Annotated in this window: 18 protein-coding genes and 1 pseudogene; 7 read left to right on the top strand and 12 right to left on the bottom strand. The window is 62.5% G+C overall.

The genetic code is table 11. The features are described 5' to 3' along the window. The 4 genes and pseudogenes from PPN31114_RS26685 to rpsL form a co-directional block, all read right to left on the bottom strand. Window positions 1–73 (bottom strand): annotated as a pseudogene (locus tag PPN31114_RS26685) (GTP-binding protein); the annotation flags it as partial. A gap of 85 nt (window positions 74–158) precedes the next feature. Continuing rightward, a complete protein-coding gene (fusA, locus tag PPN31114_RS26020) occupies window positions 159–2,261 on the bottom strand; it encodes an elongation factor G (protein ID WP_150682417.1) in 2,103 nt (700 codons plus the stop codon). Window positions 2,262–2,378: 117 nt separating this feature from the next. Further along, a complete protein-coding gene (rpsG, locus tag PPN31114_RS26015) occupies window positions 2,379–2,849 on the bottom strand; it encodes a 30S ribosomal protein S7 (RefSeq protein ID WP_010804141.1) in 471 nt (156 codons plus the stop codon). 126 nt (window positions 2,850–2,975) lie between these two features. Further along, the gene (rpsL, locus tag PPN31114_RS26010; RefSeq protein WP_010804142.1) at window positions 2,976–3,350 is read right to left on the bottom strand and encodes a 30S ribosomal protein S12; all 375 of its coding nucleotides are present in this window, start codon (window positions 3,348–3,350) and stop codon (window positions 2,976–2,978) included. A 398-nt stretch (window positions 3,351–3,748) separates the two neighbouring features. Between rpsL and PPN31114_RS26005 the strand changes: the two genes are divergently transcribed. Together PPN31114_RS26005 and PPN31114_RS26000 are read left to right on the top strand one after the other, a co-directional pair. After that, a complete protein-coding gene (locus PPN31114_RS26005; RefSeq protein WP_150682416.1) occupies window positions 3,749–5,143 on the top strand; it encodes an aminotransferase-like domain-containing protein in 1,395 nt (464 codons plus the stop codon). A gap of 281 nt (window positions 5,144–5,424) precedes the next feature. Further along, on the top strand, window positions 5,425–6,180 hold the full coding sequence (locus PPN31114_RS26000) for an HAD family hydrolase (protein WP_246182759.1): 756 nt from the start codon (window positions 5,425–5,427) through the stop codon (window positions 6,178–6,180). On the opposite strand, the gene PPN31114_RS25995 is transcribed toward PPN31114_RS26000, so the two are convergent. Together PPN31114_RS25995 and PPN31114_RS25990 are read right to left on the bottom strand one after the other, a co-directional pair. Further along, a complete protein-coding gene (locus PPN31114_RS25995; RefSeq protein ID WP_150682414.1) occupies window positions 6,128–6,919 on the bottom strand; it encodes an AraC family transcriptional regulator in 792 nt (263 codons plus the stop codon). The two genes, PPN31114_RS26000 and PPN31114_RS25995, sit on opposite strands and share 53 nt — an antisense overlap. 141 nt (window positions 6,920–7,060) lie before the next feature. Further along, window positions 7,061–7,462 (bottom strand): CopD family protein, encoded by a 402-nt coding sequence (locus tag PPN31114_RS25990; protein ID WP_150682413.1) that lies wholly within the window; start codon window positions 7,460–7,462, stop codon window positions 7,061–7,063. Between the two features lie 149 nt (window positions 7,463–7,611). Between PPN31114_RS25990 and PPN31114_RS25985 the strand changes: the two genes are divergently transcribed. Further along, entirely contained in the window at window positions 7,612–7,920 is a 309-nt protein-coding gene (locus PPN31114_RS25985) for a DUF4148 domain-containing protein (protein WP_150682412.1), read from the top strand. 352 nt (window positions 7,921–8,272) lie between these two features. On the opposite strand, the gene PPN31114_RS25980 is transcribed toward PPN31114_RS25985, so the two are convergent. Both PPN31114_RS25980 and PPN31114_RS25975 read right to left on the bottom strand, forming a co-directional pair. Then, window positions 8,273–8,992 (bottom strand): dienelactone hydrolase family protein, encoded by a 720-nt coding sequence (locus PPN31114_RS25980; protein ID WP_150682411.1) that lies wholly within the window; start codon window positions 8,990–8,992, stop codon window positions 8,273–8,275. 304 nt (window positions 8,993–9,296) lie between these two features. After that, a complete protein-coding gene (locus PPN31114_RS25975) occupies window positions 9,297–9,704 on the bottom strand; it encodes a DUF302 domain-containing protein (RefSeq protein WP_150682410.1) in 408 nt (135 codons plus the stop codon). A 298-nt stretch (window positions 9,705–10,002) separates the two neighbouring features. Between PPN31114_RS25975 and PPN31114_RS25970 the strand changes: the two genes are divergently transcribed. Then, the gene (locus PPN31114_RS25970; RefSeq protein ID WP_150682409.1) at window positions 10,003–10,536 is read left to right on the top strand and encodes a hypothetical protein; all 534 of its coding nucleotides are present in this window, start codon (window positions 10,003–10,005) and stop codon (window positions 10,534–10,536) included. A gap of 89 nt (window positions 10,537–10,625) precedes the next feature. Here the strand turns inward: PPN31114_RS25970 and PPN31114_RS25965 are convergent, their stop codons facing one another. Then, window positions 10,626–11,558, bottom strand: coding sequence for a LysR family transcriptional regulator (locus PPN31114_RS25965; protein WP_150682408.1), 933 nt, complete (start codon window positions 11,556–11,558; stop codon window positions 10,626–10,628). Between the two features lie 169 nt (window positions 11,559–11,727). Between PPN31114_RS25965 and PPN31114_RS25960 the strand changes: the two genes are divergently transcribed. The 3 genes from PPN31114_RS25960 (at window position 11,728) to PPN31114_RS25950 (ending at window position 15,289) form a co-directional block, all read left to right on the top strand. Then, window positions 11,728–12,927 (top strand): amino acid aminotransferase, encoded by a 1,200-nt coding sequence (locus PPN31114_RS25960; RefSeq protein ID WP_150682407.1) that lies wholly within the window; start codon window positions 11,728–11,730, stop codon window positions 12,925–12,927. Between the two features lie 81 nt (window positions 12,928–13,008). Further along, window positions 13,009–14,307 (top strand): MFS transporter, encoded by a 1,299-nt coding sequence (locus PPN31114_RS25955; protein WP_150682406.1) that lies wholly within the window; start codon window positions 13,009–13,011, stop codon window positions 14,305–14,307. Window positions 14,308–14,503: 196 nt separating this feature from the next. Beyond that, on the top strand, window positions 14,504–15,289 hold the full coding sequence (locus PPN31114_RS25950; protein WP_150682405.1) for a hypothetical protein: 786 nt from the start codon (window positions 14,504–14,506) through the stop codon (window positions 15,287–15,289). A 97-nt stretch (window positions 15,290–15,386) separates the two neighbouring features. On the opposite strand, the gene PPN31114_RS25945 is transcribed toward PPN31114_RS25950, so the two are convergent. Genes PPN31114_RS25945 through PPN31114_RS25935 form a run of 3 tightly spaced genes read right to left on the bottom strand, consistent with a single transcriptional unit; the run spans window position 15,387 to window position 18,273 of the window. Further along, a complete protein-coding gene (locus PPN31114_RS25945; protein WP_150682404.1) occupies window positions 15,387–16,376 on the bottom strand; it encodes a 2-dehydropantoate 2-reductase in 990 nt (329 codons plus the stop codon). Between the two features lie 43 nt (window positions 16,377–16,419). Beyond that, window positions 16,420–17,367: a fumarylacetoacetate hydrolase family protein gene (locus PPN31114_RS25940; protein WP_150682403.1), complete on the bottom strand. Its 948-nt coding sequence runs from the start codon at window positions 17,365–17,367 to the stop codon at window positions 16,420–16,422. 12 nt (window positions 17,368–17,379) lie between these two features. Continuing rightward, the gene (locus tag PPN31114_RS25935) at window positions 17,380–18,273 is read right to left on the bottom strand and encodes a DODA-type extradiol aromatic ring-opening family dioxygenase (RefSeq protein ID WP_150682402.1); all 894 of its coding nucleotides are present in this window, start codon (window positions 18,271–18,273) and stop codon (window positions 17,380–17,382) included. Window positions 18,274–18,296: the final 23 nt, after the last annotated feature.

Genomic DNA, 18,296 nt, shown 5'->3' with positions numbered 1-18,296 from the left:
TGCCATGGTCAACGTGACCAATGGTGCCGACGTTCACGTGCGGCTTAGTCCGCTCGAATTTTTCCTTTGCCATTTCCGAATCCTCAGATACTGAATAGACGATTTAAACAGAGAGTCGGGCGCTGCATCACATGATGCAGACGCCCTTCAAAACGAATTTACTTGCTCTTGGCGCTGATGATGCCTTCGCTCACGTTCTTCGGAGCTTCAGCGTAGTGCTTGAACTCCATCGTGTACGTGGCGCGGCCTTGCGTGGCCGAACGCAGCGAGGTCGAGTAGCCGAACATTTCCGACAGCGGAACTTCAGCGCGCACGATCTTGCCGCCGCCGACCATGTCATCCATGCCCTGGATAATGCCGCGACGCGACGACAAGTCGCCCATCACGTTACCCATGTAGTCTTCCGGCGTTTCGACTTCGACAGCCATCATCGGCTCGAGAATCACCGGGCTGGCGCGACGCATAGCTTCCTTGAAAGCCATCGAACCGGCCATACGGAACGCGTTTTCGTTCGAGTCCACATCGTGGTACGAACCGAACGTCAGGCGAACCTTGACGTCGACCACCGGGAAGCCAGCCAGAACACCGTTCTTCAGGGTGTCTTGAATACCCTTATCGACCGCCGGGATGTATTCGCGAGGAATAACACCACCCTTGATCTCGTCGAAGAACTCGTAGCCCTTGCCTTGCTCGTTCGGCTCCAGCGTGATGACCGCGTGACCGAATTGGCCGCGACCACCCGACTGCTTGACGAACTTGCCTTCGACGTCCGCTGCCGACTTGCGAATGGTTTCGCGGTAGGCAACTTGCGGTGCGCCGATGTTGGCTTCCACGCCGAATTCGCGCTTCATACGGTCAACCAGAATTTCGAGGTGGAGCTCGCCCATACCCGAAATGATAGTCTGACCCGATTCTTCATCGGTTTGCACGCGGAACGACGGGTCTTCCTGCGCCAGGCGGTTCAGGGCGAGGCCCATCTTTTCCTGGTCGACCTTGGTCTTCGGCTCGACAGCCTGCGAAATCACCGGCTCCGGGAACACCATGCGCTCGAGCACGATCGGGGCGGTCGGGTCGCACAGCGTGTCACCCGTGGTCGCGTCCTTCAAACCGACGGCTGCGGCGATGTCGCCTGCACGCACTTCGTCGATTTCTTCGCGCTGGTTCGCGTGCATCTGCACGATACGGCCCAGACGTTCCTTCTTGCCCTTGACCGAGTTCAGCAGCGTGTCGCCCTTGTTCACAACGCCCGAGTAGACGCGGAAGAAGATCAGCTGGCCGACGAACGGGTCGGTCATGATCTTGAACGCCAGCGACGAGAACTTCTCGTCGTCGGCTGCGCGGCGCTCGACCGGCTGTTCCTTGTCGTCCGTGCCCTTGACCGGCGGAATGTCGATCGGCGACGGCAGGAAGTCGATCACGGCGTCCAGCATACGCTGCACGCCCTTGTTCTTGAACGCGGTACCGCACAGCATCGGCTGAATTTCGCAAGCGATGGTACGCGTGCGCAGACCGTTGATGATTTCAGCCTCGGAGAGGTCGCCCTCTTCCAGGTACTTATTCATCAGTTCTTCGCTCGACTCGGCAGCGGCTTCCACCATGCCTTCGCGCCACTGCTTGGCTTCAGCTTCGAGCTCGGCCGGAATGTCGACGTAGTCGAACTTCATGCCTTGCGATGCTTCGTCCCAAATGATCGCCTTCATCTTGATGAGGTCGACCACGCCCTTGAAGTTTTCTTCAGCGCCGATCGGCACGACCACCGGCACCGGGTTGGCCTTCAGGCGGTTCTTCAGTTGGTCATAGACCTTGAAGAAGTTCGCGCCGGTACGGTCCATCTTGTTGACGAACGCCAGACGCGGCACGCCGTACTTGTTGGCCTGACGCCACACGGTTTCCGACTGGGGCTGCACGCCACCCACAGCGCAATACACCATGCACGCGCCATCGAGAACACGCATCGAGCGCTCGACTTCAATCGTGAAGTCGACGTGACCCGGGGTGTCGATGATGTTGATGCGGTGCTTTTGGTAATTGTTCGCCATGCCGGACCAGAAGCAGGTCGTGGCAGCCGACGTAATCGTGATGCCACGCTCTTGTTCCTGCTCCATCCAGTCCATCGTCGCGGCGCCATCGTGCACTTCACCGATTTTGTGGTTCACACCGGTGTAGAACAAAATGCGCTCGGTCGTCGTGGTTTTACCTGCGTCGATGTGAGCGCTAATACCGATGTTGCGGTAGCGCTCGATAGGGGTTGTACGAGCCACTTTAAGCCTCTTTCAATGTAGCCGCCATTTTTGAGGGGGCTACTAACACAAACGGGCGAGGCGCAATTTCTCATGCGCACCCGCCCCGGTTTCTGCTCTAGGTACTGCCTGCCAGCGTCAGAAGCGGAAGTGCGAGAAAGCCTTGTTGGCTTCGGCCATGCGGTGAACTTCGTCACGCTTCTTCATGGCGCCGCCACGGCCTTCCGAGGCTTCGATCAGCTCACCAGCCAAACGCAGAGCCATCGACTTTTCGCTACGCTTCTTCGCGGCCTCACGCAACCAACGCATCGCCAATGCCATACGACGCGACGGACGCACTTCGACCGGAACTTGATAGTTTGCACCGCCAACACGGCGGCTCTTGACTTCAACCACCGGCTTCACGTTACCGAGAGCGGTGTTGAAGACTTCCAGCGGATCCTTGCCCGCCTTGGTTTGGATCTGCTCGAAAGCACCATAAACGATGCGTTCTGCAACCGACTTCTTGCCGGCAAGCATCAACACGTTCATGAATTTAGCGACATCAACGTTGCCGAACTTCGGATCGGGCAACACTTCGCGCTTGGGGACTTCGCGGCGACGCGGCATAATTTCTTCCTTAATTGATTCAGTCGGAGCCAGGCTCCAGGCCACCTACTAGCCCTTCTTGGGCCGAGTGACCACTTACTCAGTGACGATGTACCACCATCACCGAACGTATGTCCGTCTGGCCGCTTAGGCCTTCGGACGCTTCGCGCCGTACTTCGAACGGGCTTGCTTACGGTCCTTGACGCCTTGCGTGTCGAGGCTACCGCGCACCATGTGGTAACGCACACCCGGCAAGTCTTTCACACGACCGCCGCGGATCAGCACGACCGAGTGTTCTTGCAGGTTGTGGCCTTCACCGCCGATGTACGAGATGACCTCGAAACCGTTGGTCAGGCGCACCTTGGCAACCTTACGCAGAGCGGAGTTAGGCTTCTTCGGCGTCGTGGTGTACACACGGGTGCACACGCCGCGACGCTGCGGGCAGTCCTGCAGTGCCGGGCTCTTGCTCTTGATTTGAGCAGAGGTGCGCGGCTTGCGGACCAATTGGTTAATCGTTGGCATTGTGATTTCCTAAATGTGTCAAAAGCATGACAGCCAAGGCGGGCCACCATGCAGATTTACTGCACTCCCTCCGGCCACTCCTGCGGATTACCCGCACCTAACCGCTTGATGCGAAAGCATTTTGGGTTGGGCACGCGCCTACCGCCGGAAAAACCGGAGCCTGCGACTATACATGGGACCTATGCAAGTGTCAATGCAGTCGCGAGCGTTTTCAGCAGGTAAGTCGTTGATTGTTAACGGCTCATTGGCAACCTGCCGAGGCCCGACCGAGGGCATCCGAGCGACTCGCTTCGATATCGGCAGCAGGACACCGGCATTGCGGCGGGCATGTATGCAGACTAAACTGCATTGCGACGCCAATTAATGGCAAATCTCCATACATACTCCCGACATCAGCCATGGACGCCTCCCACGACACCTTGCGCGCCACCTTTTGGAAACCGGCGCTGACGGCCGGTAAAGGCCCGCGCTACCTTCGTCTGGCCAGCTTCATCGAGCAGGCGGTGGCCGACGGCCGACTGCGGCCCGGCGACCGCTTGCCGGCGCAACGCGAGCTCGCGTCGTGGCTGGGCATCGACTTCACCACGGTGACGCGCGCCTACAACCGGGCGCGCGAGCGCAACGCCATCGAGGGCCGCGGACCGCTGGGCACGTTCGTCAGCACGCCGCGCGTGACGTTTGAGCAAGTGCTCGATCTTGGCATGAACATCCCGCCCGCCCCGGCCGATCTCTTTCTCGGAGAGTTGCTTCAACAGGGCATCGACGAGGTGCTCAAGCACACCGACGCCTCGATGCTCATGGCGTATCAACTCGGCGACGGCGGCATTGCCGACCGGCAAGCGGGTGCGCTGTGGCTCGCGCCGATGCTGGGCGAACTCGACGCGTCGCAAGTTTGCGTATGTCCGGGCGCACAAGCCACGCTAGCCGCGTTGCTGCTCACCGAAACGTCGCGAGACGAGACCGTCCTGTGCGAGCCCATCGTCTATCCGGGCCTTCGCAGCGCCGCCCGTACGCTGGAACGCAAGCTCGTCGCCGTGCCGACCGACCACGACGGCATGCTGCCCGACGCCCTGAGCGCAGCGGTACGCGAGCATGGCGCCCGTGTCGTCTACCTGAACCCGACGCTGCAAAACCCGACCACACGGACCATGCCGGAAACCCGTCGGCGCCAGTTGCTCGACGTCGCCGAGACACTGAACCTGACGATCATCGAAGACGATCCCTACTGGCGCCTTGCGCACCGGGCACCGCCGCCGCTCGCGCGACTCGCGCCGCACCGCGTGCACTACATCGCCACGCTGTCCAAGTGCCTCACGCCGGGTCTGCGCACCGCTTACCTGCGGCTGGCCGACATTCGGCGGCGCGACCTGTTCCTCAGCACACTCAATGCCTTCGCGCTGATGGCCCCGCCCCTGATGACGGGGCTGGCGACCCAGTGGATTCACAACGGCATGGCCGATCGCATTCTCGCCGGAGTCCGAAGCGCCGCCGCGCAGCGTCAGGCGATTGCCGCCGACGTGCTGGGCGAACCGGGAGCCGCGCCGGAACAGGGGATTCACCTCTGGCAGTCGTTGCCCGCCCCCTGGACGGCTCGTGAGTTGACGATGGCCGCACGCGCCGAGGGCCTCGCGGTCACGCCAGCCGATGCGTTCTGCCTGAGCCCCGAAGCCCCCAACGCGATTCGGATCTCGCTGGGCGGGGTACGCGACCCAGAGCGTCTTGGCAGCGCCCTGCGGCGACTCAAGACGCTGTTGGGCGAAGCGCCGCCAAGCATTCACGCTGCGGTCGTCTGACCCGGCAGCGGGGGCGGGCGTCATCCTCCGATGCCCGCCGCTCGTGCAAGACGCTTACGCGGCGGCGGTCGGCGCGGTTCAATCGCCTGACATCGCACTAGAGGCTCGGTTGACGCCACGCAAAAAATGCACAAAAAAGCGGCACCGGTGCCTCGCGCCCTCTTGATGCGCATCAACCTGTCAAATACCGTAGCCGAGTGTGTCGCAAACGGCGTATCCGGTGTCACTCGACGCGTTTTATTTGACGCCGCGAATTCGTACACTCCGAGACTTCGTCTGTAATGACTTCTCCCTCCCCGACTCCCATACCTCCCATGCAGGCGAGTTTCGAAAAAGACAGCATTCTGGTTCTCGACGTCGACGGCACGCTCACCGATTCGGTGCGCATCCACCAACGGGCGTTGCTGGGCGCGATGGAGTCGCTGGCGTTCGAGGAACTGAACACCGACTGGGGCAGCTACCCGCATCACACCGATACCGGGATTCTGATCCACGCCCACGCCGAGAATGGCCGCGCGCTGCCGCAGCCGCACGACCTCGCGCGCTTCGAGCATGAGATCGACGAGCGCTTCACCGCACTGCTCAACGCCCACGGACTCGCCGAAATTCCGGGCGCACGCGCCTTCGTCGAGGCGGCACACCGTTCGCGCTGGGGCGTCGTGTTCGCCACTGGCGGCATCCGGCAGGTGAGCCATCGCAAGCTGCGCTCAGTGGCGATCGATTACACCGACGCCATGCTCATCACCGCGTCCGAGTACAGTTCGCGAGAACAACTGGTGAGCGAGGCCATCAAGCGGGCGCAGGCGGGTTACGGCATTGCGAAGCCGCGCGCGATCGTGTCGATCGGCGACGGCATGTGGGATCTGAAGGTGGCGCGCACTCTCGGCATCGACTTCGTGGGCATCGGCTCGAAACGCCAACGCTCGCCACTCTACGCCGAGGGCGTGCCGGTCTACGACGATATGTGGGAGGCCATGCACTGGCTCAATCCGGGTGCTGGTCGCGCGACAGGTACTCGCTTGGCGTCACGCCCATAAGTCGGCGGAACATGGTGGAGAACGCGCTCGGCGTGTCGTAGCCCACTTCGAGCGCCACCTGCGTGATGGGCCGCCCGGCCCCCAGTAGCGGCAACGCCCCGAGCAGGCGCATGTGCTGCCGCCATTCCCTGAACGGCAACCCGAATTCCGTCATGAACCGGCGCTCCAGCGTGCGGCTCGACGCACCGACTTCGGCCGCCCAGTCCTGCAAGCTGCGCATGTCGGCCGGTGCCGCCAGATAGGCATCGAATATTTTGCGCAGACGCGCGTCGGCGGGCACCTGCAAATGCAGCGGCGAGTCGCTTTTCCACTCGACTTCCTGCAACAGCAGCGCGAAGACCAACCCGTCCTTGCCATCGGCGGCCCAGTCCTTAGGCAGCGTCATAGCGCGCAGAATCAGTTCTCGCAGCAAGGGGGAGACACGGATGGCCACCGCCGTTTCGGGTGCGCTCATTCCGCAGCGCGCCACGTCGACGTAGAGCGTGCGCATTTCGACTTTGCCCCGCATTCGCACTTCATGCGTGACATTCCCCGGAATCCACAACGCGCGTTGCGGCGGTATCACCCAGAACGACGTGTCCGTGCGCACTTCCATGATCCCAGCGCGTGCGTACATCAATTGCGCGCGCCGGTGGCTGTGCGGCGTCACGATAAAGCCGTCCGGATAATCTTTCGCCAGCGCGCCGACGGGGCGGTCGTGACCTGGGTCGTCCAGGGTTACCGCACTTGAGATCGGCATCGGGCCATTGTTAGGCGTTATAGGCGATGGCGCCAGCGTAACATCGCCCACCCGTGGGCTCCAAGCCGATTGCCTTACGCCGTTGCAGCGTTACGCCATTACAGCGTTAGGGTGGCGCAGCGTGGCTCGCCGCCCGCTTGCTCAAAACGGCTTGACGATGACCAGCACCACGATCACCGCCATCGAAATCAGGGTGATCGGCAAGGCGCGCTGGAACAGCGAAGGCGACGGCCCCGTCACGCCATCGCGCTCGAGCCGACGCAACGTGCCCGACAAGCGGCCGTGCAACGCCGACACCACGATCACGAAGACCAGCTTCGCCATCAGCCACGGGGCACTCCACCAATTCGCCATCACGGCCAGCGTCGGGCCGCTCAACCACACGACGATGAGGGCGGGCGATGCCAGCCGATAGTCGGCCTGCCGCGCAATCCGGCGCCATTCCGGCTGGGCCAAGCGCCCGCCGAACGACATCGTCACCAGCCCGGCGATCAACGAAATCACCGCAACCAAATGCACCACCTTGATCCACAGGTAAAGCATCGCTGTCTCCTCAGTCGTCTTCGATTATTTCTTAATTGACAAGAGTTGTTTGACAAATGTCGGCTTTATCACCAGAGCGCGCATCAATAGACTGTAACTGTCGACGATGAGTTACACATCGCCCCCTTCAAAAGACAGGAGAAAACATCATGAAGCGCACTCTTATTACCTCTGCCCTGATTTCCGCCATGTTGGCCGCGTCGGCCGGTTCGGCCTTCGCCAGCGATGCATTCGACGGTCCCTCGGAATTTTCGTGGGTGCCGCAAACCAGCGCCCTGAGCCGTGCTCAGGTTCGTCAAGAACTGGTTCAAGCCCAGAAGGCCGGCCTCGTGGTTCAACACGACAGCGTGTACCCGAAGGCTGCCCCGAGCGCCCAACCGGTGTCGAGCAACGCCCCGATCAGCATGGGTTCGGTTGGCGGCTCGCAACGCGCCGGTTCGACCTACTTCGGTTCGTAAGCTAAATCGCCGCGCCGCACGTCCCTTTGACGGGATGGCGGCGCGGCGCGCGTTCTGCGCATAACGACGCGTCCGCCTCTCGCGGCGCCCAGCGTGTTCTCCGGTCACCCTCGCCGGGCTCGGTGGTTCACCGACGACCCGACACCTCCGCAGACTCCTGTCGCTGTGCGTAGTGGTTCAACGCACAGGACTTTGCCCGTCGCTTTTGGCGACGGGCTTTTTTAGCACAGTCTGACAACAAAAAGCCCGCCCAAGAAGTTGGGGCGGGCTTTTTGTTTCCCTTTGACAACGGCGTCGTCCGATCACCGTTGCCTTCGATCGCAGTCGGGGAGTGCGACCGTCACGCGCGGCCTTACTTCGACAACCATTGCGCCAGGAACGCGAGCGCACGGCCATGCGCCAGCGCTGCCGACGGCTGATGGTACGAGCCGCGCGCCCAGCAGTTGAAACCGTGATCGGCTTGCGGGTACACGAAGACTTCCGTATTCGGGCGCGACTTCACGGCCTCGCTGACGGCAGTCACGATATCGGGCGTGATGTGGCTATCGAGCGCACCGTAGTGGAATTGCGTCGGCACGTTGAGGTTGGGGGCTTCGCCAAGGTAGTTGTGAATGCCACCGCCGTAATACGGCACGGCTGCGTCGACCAGACCGCGCGCGGCGGCGATGTACGACACCAAACCACCGAAGCAGTAGCCGACGGCAGCCACTTTCGCGCCCGCGTCGAGTTTGCCGCGCAGCGCTGTCACGCAAGCCCCGACATCAGCAACCGCCTTCTCGACGTCCACCGACTTACGCAATTCCATCGCGCGGGCCATGTCGTCGCCCGAGTAGCCCAGTTCGACGCGCGGGGCCGCACGCCAGAAGATATCGGGTGCGATCACGACGTAGCCGTCCGACGCGTACTGGTCGGCCACGCTACGAATATGCTCGTTCACACCGAAGATCTCTTGCACGAGCACGATGCCGGGGGCGTTAGCCGTCTTGCCCGACGGCGGCAATGCCAGATAGGCATCGAAGGTGCCGTCGACGGTTTCGACGCGGATCCATTGACTGTTCGACACGGGAGTCACTCCTGAGGAAATAGGGGAAATGCCTGCGCTCGCGACCGGCAAACTTGCGCACCGGCGGCCGTGGGGAACAGCCGCGCCTGACGACGGCGCTCGCGCACAGAAAGGCCGGATCAGTATAGGCACTTTTCGCGACACGCACCGAACGTGCTCACGCCCGTGGCATAAGGCTTTGCGCATGCCCCCGGGGCACGCGGCGGTGGACTCGCGTGCCCGGCGCCCCGAGGCGGCGTGCTGGGCGGCGCATGCCGTTTTACCGGCTGAACCCGCCCCGCTATCCGCCCTGCCAGCCCTGCAATCGGCCCAACTACGCCTTGAGCGCGCCTTCCAGCAACTTCGCCACGCCGCCGAAGCCCGCAACCTGCGCCGCATCGATCCCGTACAGCGCGCTCAACGCGGGGCCTGGGTTCAGAAAATCGACCCACACTTCGTCGGCTGCCGCCGCCCACACCATCACCTTGAGTGGCAGTTCCAGCCCTGCGTGCGGATTCGCCGCCATGACCGGCGTGCCGCCCTTCGGGTTGCCGACCAGCAGTAGGCGTGTGGGCCTGAGCGACACCCCCGCCGCTTCGGCCGCAGCGCTCTGATCGATGTCGGCAAAGATCGTCATGCCGTGCTGCTTCAGCGCGTCGATCACGCGGGTGAGCGTGGCATAGAAGTCCAGCGGGCTGCGCAGCGACGTGACGGCGACCGGACGAACGAATTCGGTACTCATGGGACCTCCTACTCGCAGTGGGTGTATCGCCGCACGCTGCCCCCATCACCCCGTGACGCGGCAGCATCGCCCGACGAACGCTCGATGTTCAAGAGTCTGCCACGCCCGGCGCGTCGAAGCACGTCTGCCGCGAGCGCCTTTCGCCCATCCCTTATCGCCCCCCTTTGCACGCTCCCAACACACCCCTTGCTAGCGCCTTACAAGCCGTTACCACCGGCCATTGCGGCCCGTGTCGCGCGATACGCTTCGCAAACGCGTTCGATATTTCAATGAACGTCTTTGCTAAGGAGTCCATAGGATGAAGATCACACGCCAATACCTTGCTGCGGCCACGGCACTGACGATCGCGCTGTTCGGCAGCGTCGTCAACATTGCGCATGCCGCGCCGCCCGTTACTCCCGTTACTCCCGTTACTCCCGTTACTCCCGATACGCCGCCCCAGATCGCCCTCGCACAGAACGGGCCGCAAGGCACCGGCATGCCGCCCCCGCCGCCGGGTGCTGGCCCGCATGGTCCGCAAGGCCCCGGCGGCCCCGGACCGATGGGCCCCCACGCGCCGGCAGGTCCGGCGTTCGCCGCCATGCGCACCATCGACGAAATTGCCCATCTGTACCGCGTGGGTGGTCATCCCGATAACGTGCTGCCGTTCTATCGCGAGACGTTGTCGCAGACGCGCGATCCGCTTTTGCGGCATCACTTGCGTGAAGCCATCGCGCGTGAGGAGTTGAAGCCGTCCGATACCAATGCGGCGATCACGACGTTGCGTGCGCAGTTGAGTGAGGATCTCGCCGCACTGCCTGCGCCTTCGTCTGCCGACGCCAAGCGCCGATAACGAGACAGTAGGCAACGGTAAGCAACGACAATCCGGCGCGGCCGCCCGCTAAATGCCAAACGCGTTGTGCGTATGCGCGATCGATCCGCTCAATCGCGCGACGCCGACATGATGCGTTCGTTCCACTGCGGCAGCCAGTCGAGCAGGAACTGCGCAAAGCCTTCGGCGGCGGGCGATGCCGCGCGCGACACGGGCCGGTACACGCACACCTGACGAATCGTCTCGGGTGCGGTGACCCGCTGCATGACGAGGCCAAACGTATTCGCGAGCGCCGCCACATAGCCGGGCGTGAGCGTCGACGCGAGCCCCTGTGCGGCGATACCCAGCGCAGTGGTCACGTTATCGACGACATCGATGGGGGTAATACGCGCGTCGGGCGGTGCGCTCGCGCGCATTTGCTCGACGCTTCGCTCGTGATCGCGCCCCGCCGCGACAAGTGGCGTATCGCGCAGATCCTGCCAGCGCAACCGCTTCCGTTTGGCGAGCGGATGCGAAGGCGCACACCACAACACCCACGGACTATCGAACGCAGGCGCACCGGCGACATGCGCGCCCGTAGCGCGATTGGGACCGATGGCCAGATCGAGGTCGCCATTCGCCACATGATCGATGAGCGCATCGACCGGCGTATCGACGACGCGCACGACCACTTTCGGACGCAACACCGCGTAGTCGCGAATGGCGGCGGGCAACGCCATGCCAGCGAGCACCAGCGGCGCCCCCACACGCACGATGCCAGCGGCGCGATTGCGCAAATCGTCGGCCGTTTTCTCTGCGGCCTGCACATGGCGCAACACCGATTCGGCCGACGCCAGAAAATCGCGCCCGGCGCTGGAGAGCGCTACGCGCCGCGTGGTGCGGTCGAATATCCGGAAGCCCAGAACCGATTCGAGTTCGGCCACGAGTTGGCTCACCGCCGACGACGTGAGACCGAGGCGCTTACCGGCCTCGGCAAAGCTGTGCAACTCGGCAATGGCGACTAGCGCTTCGAACTGGCGCAGCGTGACGCGGGTCAGGGGCATGAGGTTTGGATTATCAAGTTTCGCTTACGAATCGACCAAAATCGATTGATTGTTCCGCAAAGGGTCGTCGCCCACAATCGATTTCAAAAAATTCCCCGCATTTCCCTTTATTCCGATTTCCGATTAGCCCTTTGGCATCGAATTTGGTATCGACACCCCGCGAGGCCCCATGTTTTCTCACGTTGACGCCTACCCTGGCGACCCCATCCTTGGCTTGAACGAAGCGTTTGGGCAAGACGCCCGGCCGCACAAGGTCAATCTGTCGATCGGCATTTATTTCGACGATGCTGGCCGACTGCCCGTCATGGGCGCGGTGCGAGAGGCGGAAGCCGGTGTACTCGCCGACATCGGCCCGCGCCCGTATCTCCCCATGGCCGGGACTGCGGCTTATCGCGACGCGGTGCAGGCCCTTGTCTTCGGTGAAGACAGCGCCGCCCGGCGCGAGCAACGCATCGCCACCTTGCAGACGCTCGGCGGCGGCGGCGCATTGCGCGTAGGTGCCGACTTCCTCAAGCGCTATTTCCCCGACGCGACCGTATGGATCAGCGACCCGAGTTGGGACAACCACCGCGTCGTCTTCGAGAGCGCGGGCTTTCCGGTTCAGTCATACCCGTACTACGACGACGTCACGGGTGGTCTGCGGTTCGACGCCATGCTCGAGGCCATCGCCGCGCTGCCGCCCCGCAGCATCGTGCTGTTGCATGCGTGCTGCCATAACCCGACGGGCGTCGACCTCACCCCGGCGCAGTGGAACGCCTTGATCCCGGTGCTGCGCGAGCGCGGTCTGATTGCCTTCGTGGACATGGCCTATCAGGGCTTTGGCGACGGCCTCGACGCCGACGCTTTCGCCGTGCGCGCCCTCACCGACGCCGGCGTGCCGAGCGTGGTGGCGAACTCGTTCTCGAAGAACTTCTCGCTGTACGGCGAGCGCTGTGGCGCGTTGTCGATCGTGTGTTCGTCGGCGCAAGAAGCGTCGCATGTCTTCGGACAACTCACCGGCACGGTGCGCGCGAACTACAGCAATCCGCCGACGCACGGCGCGCGGCTCGTTGCCCAAGTCCTCACGACACCTGCCCTGCGCCGCGCGTGGGAAGCCGAACTCGATGGTATGCGCACGCGCATCGCCGCAATGCGCACAGAAATTCACGCACGACTGGCATCGCATGTGAGCGACGAGATGCGAGCGCGCTACCTCGCGCAACGCGGCATGTTCACCTATACGGGATTGTCGGCAGAACAAGCCGACGCGCTGCGCGAGACGCATGGTGTCTACATCCTGCGCTCGGGCCGCATGTGCGTGGCTGGGCTCAATACGCGCAACGTCGGCACGGTGGCGAGTGCCATCGCCCAGGTGCTCACGCCCCGCTGAAGCTAACGAGGGCGCATGCCCCTCGCCAAACGCATGCGGAATCGATAACGACAACACGACATCGCGTCGACAGGAGACACCATGACAACCGCTACCGCCGCCGGAGCGGGCGCTAACGCCCGTGAAGGCACCCACGTCGCCAAACACCCTTGGCGCGCTGTGATATCTGCGTCCATCGGCAATGCCCTCGAATGGTTCGATTTGGTGGTGTACGGCTTCTTCGCCGTCACCATTTCGAAGTTGTTCTTCCCCACGCACGACGACACGACATCGTTGCTGCTCACGCTGGGCACGTTCGGCGTGTCGTTCTTCATGCGGCCGCTGGGCGCCATCGTGATCGGGGTGTATGCCGACAAGCAGGGCCGGCGCGCGGCGCTCACGCTGACCATTCTGATGATGATGGTCGGCACGGCGATCATTGCGTTCATGCCAACGTATGCGTCCATTGGCGTGCTCGCGCCGATCGGGATCGTGTTGGCGCGGATGATTCAGGGATTCTCGGCGGGCGGCGAATTCGGCAGCGCGACGGCGTTTCTCGCGGAGCATGCACCGCAACGTCGTGGCTTCTTCGCGAGCTTTCAGGTGGCAAGTCAGGGGCTGACGACGCTGCTGGCCGCCGGATTTGGCGCGTTGCTCACGAGCACGCTCTCGCCGGATCAGATGCAAAGCTGGGGCTGGCGCGTGCCGTTCCTGTTCGGGCTGTTGATCGGGCCGGTGGCGTATTACATCCGTCGCCACGTGGACGAGACGCCTGAGTTTCTGCAAGCGGAGCCGACCGAGACACCGCTGCGCGACACGCTGGCCGATCAGAAGATGCGTCTGTTGCTGGCGGTGGGCGCGGTCATCGTGGCCACTGTATCGACGTACCTCGTGCTGTACATGCCGACGTATGCGATCAAGCAATTGGGCTTGCCCGCGTCGGTGGCGTTCGCGGCAACGGTGGCGACTGGGCTGGTGCAGATGTTCTTGTCGCCGGTGGTGGGCGCATGGTCGGACCGCGCCGGGCGCGCGAAGCCGATGATGATCGCGGCGGCTGCGCTGCTGGTGCTGATCTGGCCGATGTTCTGGATGTTGTCCACGTATCCGAGCTTCGGCATGATGCTTGCGCTGCAAACGGTGCTGGGCGTGTTGATGACGGTGTACTTTGCCCCGTTGCCTGCGCTGGCGTCCGAAATCTTCCCGGTGAAGACGCGTACGACGGGCCTATCGCTCTCGTACAACCTGTCGGTAACGTTCTTCGGCGGCTTCGCCCCGTTCATCCTGACGTGGCTGATCAACGTCACCGGCAGCAAGCTGGCACCGAGCTTCTACATGATGGCGGCGGCAGCGATTGGGCTTGCGGCGTTGAGTCAGATTTATCGGCATACGGGGGTTCGGTAACGTCGTCTAGAGCTTGCACCGGTGGCCGGAGTCATTTCATAAGAATTGCCTTCAGCTTTATCCCCCAAGCGGTGTGCCAATTCACAGATCGTTTCTGAAGTGTCGAGTGATTCAGAAATCGAGGCGCAGAGTAGGCGGGCCAGCGATCCGATTGTCGGCATCGCGGCCTTCCTTGAAACGATCTGGAGATATCGAAATGGCTCATGCCACCAACGGCACTCAAGCCGAGTACGTGCAAGTCGTCAACGAGCTTCACGACGCGTTAGGCATAGATTTCCCTAACGCCCCGAACGGACATCACGCTGAAAGGATGGGAAAAAGGGCACTACGCAGGCTCAGCGAGATAGGCCGTGCGATTAACGAAGCTCGCGCCAAAGCCCCGTGGTTAATGAAGGACATCGCCAATGGCAGTCTGGGGAACGATCTACATCGAACACTAAAGGACATCGACGATAAACAGCGGGAAAGTCCTTCCGGGAATTTTTTTGAAAGGTGGTCGTACAGGCGCGCTTTCGATGAAATGAGAAGCCAAGACCGTCAGGATAACCATCACATTTTCCGAAGCGTCAGCGACAAACAAGGCAACAATGTCGCCGTGATCTACACATACAAAATCGTCGATGGCGACAAGATGAATCTGAGTGCGGCCGCGTCCTATCGCCTCGTAGACGGCACACCTAAAGAGAGCACATTGACCATTGACGGCGCCGATAACGAAACATCGTTCAACCGGCGCATCTTGGCGTCGCTTGGCCTCGAAGCGCCCAATAGCGCGGAAGATGCACCCCATTCGATAGCACGAGCCGACGACCACCTGCGGTTAGCAACAATATCCTCCCCCCGTGTTTCGCCCCCCGTAGGCCTCGGTCGTTTGGTACATTCGCTGAGCTCGTTTGACGCGCCAAACGACGGCATCGATCACGTCTCCTCGGCGATCCCGCCAGCGCATGCCGCATCGGTATCGCTCGCCGTGCTTCGATAACGATCGATATCCCGGTTCGCCCACGCATGACGGTCGACACAAACAAAAACGGCGGACTCCGCAATGGAGCCCGCCGTTTTTTATATCTGCCACCGCGTCACTGCGGATACAACCCCTTCACCCGCCCGAACAACCGAGCCAAGCCCAGCAGCGCGTCGATGTTCGGTGTCGCGATCGACAGCTTCTGCCCCATCTCTCGCACCACGCTCACGAGCGCATTGAGCTCAATCGGCCGCCCAGCTTCCACGTCCTGCAACATCGAGGTCTTGAAAGCACCGAGCTTCGCCGTCACCGCGTGCCGGTCTTCCGGCGATTGATCGATCACGCAGCCGATCTTCCCGCCGATCGTCGCCGCTTCCGTCATCGCCGCCGAGCAGAATGCACGCACGAGCGGGTCATCGAGCACGCGGTCGATGGTCGCGCCGGTGATCGCCGACACCGGATTCATCGTGAGATTGCCCCAGAGCTTGTACCAGATGTCCTGCCGCACATTCTCCGATGCCTTCGCTTCAAAGCCCGCGCGCTCCAACAGCGCCGCCAGCTTCTGCACACGCTCGCTCACACCGCCGCCCGGCTCGCCGAGAATCAGCCCGCGGCCCATCTTGTGATCGACCAGCCCGGGCTCCGGCGTCGCTGCGCTCGCATGCACCACGCATCCCACCACGTTCGCCAGCGGAATGGCGGCCCCAATCGCGCCGCCCGGATCGACACTCGTGAGCGGTTCATCACCAAACGGCGCGATGCCCTTGCAGAACCACCACGGCACGCCATTCATGGCGGGCAACACGATCGTGTCCGGCCCGAGCAGCGGTCCAATCGATGCGGCCACCTGCGTGAGCGCCGGCCCCTTCACCGCGATCACCACCACGTCCTGCACACCGAGCTTCGCCGCGTCTTCCAGCGGATGTGCTGCCGCAACGGGTGCCGCCGCGAGCGACTCGCCTTGCTTCACGCGCCAGCCGCGCTCACGCAGCGCCGCCAGCGTCGCGCCACGAGCCAACGCGCTCACTTGCGCCTCGCCCGTCGCGGCAAGCTTCGTTCCGATCAAGCCGCCAATGGCGCCCGCACCAACGATCGCTACCTTCATTCATCGACTCCCTACTTTCGGATATCACCAAAGCCTACGTCATTTACGCCTTGTTGGCGGCACGTCGATAGTTTTCTTTGAAATGCTCCGGCACACGCTCATCGAAACCCAGCGCCACACGCCGCACTTCGGGGCTATCGGTCGGTGCGTGTCCAACGCCAAGTGCCGCCGCACGCGGCGCTTCGACGCTGACCACGCGCCCCGACAACCGCCCCAGCCCAGTGATCTCGCACTCCACCAAATCGCCCGCATCGACCGAGCGGGAATGACACGGCGTGCCCATCAGAATCACGTCGCCCGGCATCAGCGTAATGTGCCGCGCGATATCCGCAATCACGTAATGCGGCCCCCAAATCGTCTCGTCACCGATATGCGCCTCTTGCACCACCAAGCCGTTGCGATACGTGCGCAACGTCTGCTCGAACAAATTCACACCACGCACGATGCCCGGCCCAATCGGCAGCAGCGTGTCCGCGCCCTTCACCCGCAGCATCGATCCCTGATCGGTATCGCGGAAGTCCTGCAATCCCATATCGAGCGCAGGGCACAAGCCTTCGATGTAATCCCACGCCTCGTCGGGCAACACGTTGCGGCACGTCCGGCTGATTACCACCGCGTACTCGCTCTCGTAGTTCAGATACTTGCAATCGGCGGGCTTGAGAATCTGCCCGCCGTGACCATTGAGCGACGTCGGCGGTTTGGTGAAATAGGTCGGCGTATCGGTCGGCTTGGGCTTGTTGCGGGTCTCCATGCTGCGCGAGCGATACGAGATATGCACCGCAATAATCTTCGACGGGTCGACCGGCGGCAGATGCGCCACCGTTTGCGGGTCGATCACGCGCCCGTCGTCGAGCCTCAGTTGGCCGCGTTGCGCGCCATCTTCAATCATCGTGCCCCAGAACGCGCTGCCGCCCAGCAAGATGCGGCGACGCTCGACACGCGGGCCGCGCATCACCGCCGGTAGTTCACGCAACGGAAATTCGAAATCCATCGTCTTGCTCCTTCAAGCCTGACGCGCGGCGTTGCTCACACCGCCGTCGGCGTCGAACCAGATATGCACGTTGCCGGTCCCGCGCGCGTTTTCGTAATCGGAGAGCACCACGCCCTTGCTACGGCAAGCAGCACCACCCAGAGCACCGACCATTTGCAGATAGTGCGCACCGTGCGCCTCCCACGGACGCTTGCGGTAATCGCTGTCCCAGTCCGCCAAAATTTGATCGTGACGCCCCTCGCGAAACGCCTCGATCGCGCGCTTGTCGCTTTCGATGTTTTCCGGGCGCGACACGTTGCTCTCATGAAAAATACGCGGATGCGTGGGCTTCCAGTCGATGCCGTTGAACTTGTGGCTCAACGCGCCGGACGCCAGCATCACCACACGCAGATCGCTGCGGCGAATCGCCTCGCCAATCACCTCGCCCGATTGCAGGAAGTGTTCCGTCTCGCAGTTCTGGCACGAACTCACCGTCACGATCGGCCATGCGTCGAGCCGCATCTGTTTGATGACGTTAATCGTCGGGTAGTGACGCGGCAGATCGGGGTGTTGCACGGCACGTGCACGCACGCCCTTCTCGCGCGCCACCGCGTCGACGGCCAGCGCCAATTCCGGATGCCCCCGATAGTCGTACGGCACGCCATGCAGATACCACGGCATTTCGTCGGAGATGTACATCCCCGAGTAATGCGCGCCACCGTCGATCAGGTGATAGCCGGTCGTGAACCAGTGCGAATCGAAAATCAGCACGACATCCGGCTTCGCCGCCGCAATGCGTTCGCGTAACCGCGCGTATCCCGCGATCAAATCCGAATCTGCCCCCGCGCCCTGCAATACGCGGAATTCTTCACACTGCATCAAGCCGGGATGGTGCGACACCAATGCCGCGCCGACGATTTGTCCCATGGTGCTCTCCTCAATCTCTCTTT

The organism is Pandoraea pneumonica (assembly GCF_902459645.1).
Taxonomy (GTDB): domain Bacteria; phylum Pseudomonadota; class Gammaproteobacteria; order Burkholderiales; family Burkholderiaceae; genus Pandoraea; species Pandoraea pneumonica.
The sequence above is the reverse complement of the archived record's forward strand: the minus strand, read 5'-3'. Positions and strand labels throughout refer to the sequence as shown.